The sequence below is a fragment of the uncultured Anaerobiospirillum sp. genome (assembly GCF_902485895.1).
In the GTDB taxonomy this organism is placed as follows: domain Bacteria; phylum Pseudomonadota; class Gammaproteobacteria; order Enterobacterales; family Succinivibrionaceae; genus Anaerobiospirillum; species Anaerobiospirillum succiniciproducens.
This window is the reverse complement of sequence record NZ_CABTML010000046.1, coordinates 1-5,383: the sequence shown is the minus strand read 5'-3', so window position 1 is coordinate 5,383 and position 5,383 is coordinate 1. Positions and strand designations below refer to the sequence as shown.

General features: G+C 41.2%; 3 protein-coding genes. 2 read left to right on the top strand and 1 reads right to left on the bottom strand.

Annotated elements, in window-relative coordinates; translation table 11 throughout:
* Window positions 1-188 precede the first annotated feature (188 nt).
* Window positions 189-1,310 carry a hypothetical protein gene (locus RDO37_RS03840; RefSeq protein WP_308498168.1) on the top strand — a complete coding sequence of 374 codons (1,122 nt, stop codon included), beginning with the start codon at window positions 189-191 and terminating at the stop codon, window positions 1,308-1,310.
* 371 nt (window positions 1,311-1,681) lie between these two features.
* Complete coding sequence (locus RDO37_RS03835) at window positions 1,682-2,803, top strand: hypothetical protein (protein ID WP_308498167.1); 1,122 nt, start codon at window positions 1,682-1,684, stop codon at window positions 2,801-2,803.
* Window positions 2,804-3,346: 543 nt separating this feature from the next.
* On the opposite strand, the gene RDO37_RS03830 is transcribed toward RDO37_RS03835, so the two are convergent.
* Window positions 3,347-4,600 carry a hypothetical protein gene (locus RDO37_RS03830; RefSeq protein WP_308498166.1) on the bottom strand — a complete coding sequence of 418 codons (1,254 nt, stop codon included), beginning with the start codon at window positions 4,598-4,600 and terminating at the stop codon, window positions 3,347-3,349.
* Window positions 4,601-5,383 lie beyond the last annotated feature (783 nt).

The following is a 5,383-nucleotide window of genomic DNA, read 5'->3' as shown; positions in this document are numbered from 1 at the left end:
GCACAGGCTCGTTACATGTTCTAATCTAGCCTCGATGGCTTAGGTTTGAACAAACCATAACTTGTCTATAGATCGCGCTCTAAGCCCAAGTGCTTGAACTTAGCGCGGTCTTACTAAGCGATCATGATTGATGTTGGGGATAGAGCATCAGTTGTGGTCGCTTTTTAACTATATAAAGGTGTGATGTTATGACATCAATTTTTGAAAATAAGAACTCATTTTGGCCTGAATATAAGAATCTTGAACAGCAGGTTTTAGATCTAGCTAATCAAGTTTCTTTCTGCGATGCTCAAGTGGAGGTGTTCTCAAGAGCAAACTCAAATTTGATACTTCAGATAGCATCGGAGATAGAATCAATATCGAAAGAGCTTTATCGTAGATATGTTGAGGAGATCAAGACGGAAGAAGAACAGGCCATAAACCAAAGCGAGCCAGAACAAGCAGTTAATGCCGGTCAAGATCAAAACCAACCAGATGAAGACGACTGCGAACAACAGCAGAGCAAGAAGTTTGACAAACCTTTTGATTTCTTCTGTTTAAAGAAATTGGACAGGAAGTGGCATTTAACTAGTAAAGAGATTAGTGTAACAGGCGTAAATTTCCATTTTAAGGATAATTTCCAATCATTTGCTCCTTTAGCCAAAGTTTACAGCAAAGGTAAGGTTATTAAGTGTCAGTGGAAGGAAGCTTATAAAGCCTTAAAGCATGACAACAGAGCGTTTATTGATAATGCCACCATCGGAAACCTAATGAGTGCACTTGGGGCGCTGTTCGTGCTAAACATTTACTATCGTGATCTAAACAATAATGACTATAAGTTTTATTTGAATGGTCATTTGTTCGATAGTCGTGTGGGTTCTGAGATCTTCTCGGTCAATTGCTGCTCAGCATTGAATTTATCTTACTCAACTGAGATGAGTGATGATTCAATTCAAGGCCTTTCACAAGACAGTCGAAACAAATCGATATATATCAAAAGATTTGATAGTGAGGCTATGAGGTTTTTTCATAGAAATGAATGTTTAGACTCGGTGCAGACCTGGATAAACATAACGAAGTCTCCTAAAATGAAGCCATTTCTTGAGAACCTAAATAGCGATGAGTATAAAGGCCATCAACTAGAAGAAATTTGTCTGAAGCTAGGCGGTTTGGAGTTATTAAAAAAGATCATGTCTTTCCATCATGGGGTTAAAAGCTTCGGGCCTGAAGGAATTAGGGGTAATAGAGAGCTTTTACTTAACACGCATGGTCAAATTTACGAAACACTGAAGTATGAAGATTTTTTGCGTCCTATTATTCCACATGAGTGATGCCTTATCTAAATAATGACCAATGGCCATTGGTGCTCTAGATTTTGCTCTTCACACCAGTGTTCATTAACAGGGTATGGCCTTACCGTTAGCTTAGTTCTCAGTACGGTACATTTGGTATCCCTTTGGAATCACTTTACTGACTTTGAGAATACTAATACATTTGGTGCTAACGCTCAGGACCGCTACATCTTCTAATCATGCCTTGATGGCTTTGTTTTTAGTAAACATTAAATTGTCTAAAGATCGCGCTGAATGCTCTGCTGTTAATTGCTCCTAAAGCGTAACGCGCCCCCTCAATCGATCATGGCTTATGATATGGTTAGAGCATCGGTTGTGGCCTCTTTTTAACTATATAAAGGTGTTATGTTATGACGTCAATTTTTAAAAACAAGAACTCATTTTGGCCAGAATATAAAAATCTTGAGCAGCAGGTTTTAGAGCTAACTAAATATGTTTGTTTCTGCGATGCGCAAGTGGACGTGTTCTCAAGAGAAAACTCAAATTTGATTATTCAGATTGTGTCGGAGATAGAATCAATATCTAAAGAGCTTTATCGTAGATATGCTGATGAGAACAAGTCTGAAGATCAACATGTAATAAACCAGAGCAAGCCAAAACAATCAGTGAATGCTGATGGCAATCAAAACCAAGCAGCTGAAGATGACTGCAATCAAAATATTGAAAAAAAGCAATACCCATCTTTTGATTTCTGCTGTCTACAGCGCTTGGATCAGAAGTGGCATTTAACTCTCAAAGAGATAAGCGTTACAGGCGTTAATTTTTATTTTAGTGATAAGTTTCAATCATTCGCTCCTTTAGCCAATGTATACAGTGATGATGATACACTTAAGTGCCAGTGGAAAGAAGCTTATGACAAATTAAAGCATAACAATAGAGCGTGTATTAAAAGAGCTACCATAGGCAACCTAATTAGTGCTCTTGGCGCACTGTTTGTTTTAAATTTGTACTATCGTGACCATAATTGCAATGACTATAAGTTCTATTTGAAAGGGGATCTGTTCGATAGTCGAGTGGGCTCTGAGATCTTCTCGGTCAATTGCTGCTCTGCATTGTATTTATATTACTCAACTGAGATGAGTGATGATTCAATTAAAGGACTTTCACAAGACAGTCTAAACAAATCTCTATATATCAAAAGATTTGATCGCGAGACTATGAGGTTTTTTCATAGAAATGAATGTTTAGACTGGATAGAGACATTGAAAAACATAGCTAATGCTCCTGAAATGAAGCCATATCGTGAAAACCTTAACAGTGATGAGTACAAAGGCCTTACTTTGGTAGATATTTGTACCAAGCTAGGCGGCTATGATTTAGTAAATAAGATTATTTGCTTCAAAAATGATGTTAAAAACTTCGACACTACAGGAATTAGGGGTAATAGAGAGCTTATACTCAATACACACTCTAAAATTTACGAAACACTGACATTTGAAGAATTTGAGCGTAGTATTAAGTCACATGAGTGATGCCTTAGCTAAAACAGACCAATTGCCATTGGTGCTCCAGATTTTTCTATTCACGGTGGTGTGCTTTAATAGGATGTGGTCTTACCATTAGCTTATTCAACGCCACAGTACATTAGGAGTCCCCTTTGGAATCACTGCACTGGCTTTAATAACACTAATGCATTTGGTGCTAACGCTCAGGTTCGTTATGTGTTAAGGCTTGAGTGAAGAGAGAGATTTAAGCTTAAAGATCGTGCAACTAGCTGTTTCAGGCGATGCGGTCTTACTAAGCGATCATGCCTGATGCTAAAGATAGAGCATTGGTTGTGATCGCTTTTTAGTAGTACATCATCAGCCCATGGCCGTCTAACAGAACTTATGGCGTCATGTTGTGTTTATGTATCGACATGATTGACGATGGCTGTAACAGTACGCGCAAGATTGTAGCTGAAATTATAGGCATACAAGCAAGGTGCATGCTGTATAACGCGCCGTGTAGTGCGTCTTAGTTGGCTGTGAAGAGGCTGGCGCATGGCCAGCCTTTAAGGTGGGATGGGGCTAGATCTATTTGAGGTTGCGGATGTTGCAAACTTTGAGGTGATCGCCCTTATCCTCAAGGTAAATATGGGTGTCCTTGAGGTTGACCACGAGAGGTGCATCTTCGGCGATGATGAATCCTGAGTTTAAGAAAGTGTCGTTAATAGCGTTGAGCATGCTAAACCACAGATCTGAATCAGCCTCAGACTCAAGCACAGCCTCATGTACAACATCAGAAAAGCCAAGAGCGCTTAAGCCAGTTGCTCTTATGGTGTACTCGCCAGTAAAGATGCGAGTGTGCTTGCCCTTATCTTCAACTGAATCGTCCTGATCATCCTTAGTTGCCACTACACCGGTCAGGAAGTTCTCAGGCCAGTGATTGCTCTCAATAAGCTCAGTGCCTAAGCTTACAAACTCTGAAGTTGGGAAGAACTCGCCGTTGACGTTAACGCCCAGTAAATCATCAGCTTGCATCTGAGAGCCGACAAATAAGAGGCTCTTAACTAAGTCTTTAACCTCATTGAGAGTGAACAGGGCATCGCTTCTGAGCTCACAAGTTAAGAGCTTCTTGCCATCTGCATTGAGCTTAGCTTTAAGGTTGTCATCATCGCACTCTTCTAAGAAGCTAGCGATAGGATCAAAGTCCTCGTCGCTACACTCTGAGCTGCTGACATTTAAGATAGTGTGTGGCTCAGCGCCATCTTGTTTATTGGCAAAGCAAATGCCCTGTAGAGTGTCGTTATTGCGGCGTTCAAAGTCAGTTTGCTCATAGAGATCAGAAAAGATCTTTAATGCATCGTCTGCTGCTTCCTGATTTGGCAGCACCATAGAGATTACAAAAGGCTCAACCTGATTTAAGTCTTCTGCACTTAATTCCTGAGATACGTCAGAGAGCAGTGCATTGATGGTCGGGATTTGAGAGGCGTAGGTATCAATCTCGTATTTTGCTGAGACTTTCTTTGGAGCCTTAACTCTTTGCATCAGCTCACTTTCGATTTGAGCGGTAGCCTGAATAATAGCTGCAGCCTCGACCATACCAATCTTGTCACACAGGTTGAAGTCAAGCTCGCACACAGCGCTATCGCTATCAAAGCCAACATCAGAGTAACCGCCACTGAATAAGGATTTTGCCTCTCCATTAGCATCAGTGTAATCAAAGATGTAATACAGGCGGTTATTGCAGGTGTATGAGAGCTTGTGAGTAAACTCGATCTTGTTCTCTTTAGTTGAGAACTTGCTCTCAAGGCCCGAGCGAACACGATTGATGTGCTTATTTAACATAGAAAAATCCTTGCAGCAGCTAAAGTCTCAAGCATGATTAGTTGATGCTCAGTAAGTTAGCTTTATTATAAGTAGACTCTTAACACAGCCTGTAGACATTGTAACGTGAGATGCTATTTAGGCAACTAGCCTTAGCTGATCGCATGCAAAAGAAAGTACTCTTAGCTCAAGATAGCTTGCATGAATGCATCCATCCATAAAATGCGACGCATTGTAATCACCATTTACCCTCAAGATCTAAGCGTGCAGCGAGGGCTAGAAGCTACTTGCTAGCAAGTAGCAGTATGGAGTATCAAGCGGCAGTGATATGTGCGAGAGCCGCACGTTTATAACGTTACTACAGTACTTCATAGCTATGCCACATACACAACGTCCACAGCCTCTCTATTTAAGCAGCTGATGCGGCATAGTCCCAATAGCTCTCTTGTATGGCTTTGCTCGCGAGCAGCAGCGCTAGGCACGCTTTTGGGGGCTCGTTATGCTCATGATGCTAGGCTAGCGTCAGGAGGCATCCGATTGCTATGCTCTGTCGTTATGCGAGCTTTCGTTACTTGCCGAAGCTAGCCCTGATCTTTGACCATTCAACGTATCAGCTTTATCGCTAGGTATGTTGGATTGTAGCTAGTTGAAGCTGAGACAAGCTAATGCCTATAAGTTTTTTTAAATTTTTAGTGGCACTGAGTGTTGCAAATCAAGAAAAAGGTGGCACCCTCTCATGGGTCATGGGTCATGGGTCATGGGTCATGGGTCATGGGTCATGGGTCATGGGTCATGGGTCATGGG

Excerpts from the sequence above, each read along its gene's own strand:
- RDO37_RS03840 (WP_308498168.1), top strand. The coding sequence starts at position 189 with ATGACATCAATTTTTGAAAATAAGAACTCATTTTGGCCTGAATATAAG.
- RDO37_RS03835 (WP_308498167.1), top strand. The coding sequence starts at position 1,682 with ATGACGTCAATTTTTAAAAACAAGAACTCATTTTGGCCAGAATATAAA.
- RDO37_RS03830 (WP_308498166.1), bottom strand. The coding sequence starts at position 4,600 with ATGTTAAATAAGCACATCAATCGTGTTCGCTCGGGCCTTGAGAGCAAG.